Origin of the sequence: Nocardioides malaquae, assembly GCF_015070385.1 — a bacterium.
In the GTDB taxonomy this organism is placed as follows: domain Bacteria; phylum Actinomycetota; class Actinomycetes; order Propionibacteriales; family Nocardioidaceae; genus Nocardioides; species Nocardioides malaquae.
On record NZ_JADCSA010000273.1, the window covers coordinates 1 to 284 of the forward strand.

The following is a 284-nucleotide window of genomic DNA, read 5'->3' on the forward strand; positions in this document are numbered from 1 at the left end:
TTGCTAGTTTCCCTGTTTTGGATAAGATATTCTCTGCCGTCTTTTGTGACTTGAATTTAATCTTAATTGGTCTAGTCTTATCTGTATTATACTTGCCAAGCCTGAATTTCTCCTCGATTTGGTACATGATATCTGGCTCTTCATCCTGAACTAATTGTAGGAGACTGCTCACCTTTTCATTTTCCTCTTTTATTCTTGAGGTTCTATCTGGGTTATGTTTCTCTTCCATTCCTAGTATAATTATACATTTCTTTTTGTCTGCTAGGTCTCTTACTATATTCTCC

General features: G+C 35.6%; 1 protein-coding gene. It reads right to left on the reverse strand.

Annotation, left to right across the window (positions count from 1 at the left end; all coding sequences use genetic code 11):
* The coding region (locus tag IEQ44_RS17170; protein ID WP_227487622.1) for a hypothetical protein at positions 1-284 on the reverse strand (284 nt) is incomplete at both ends.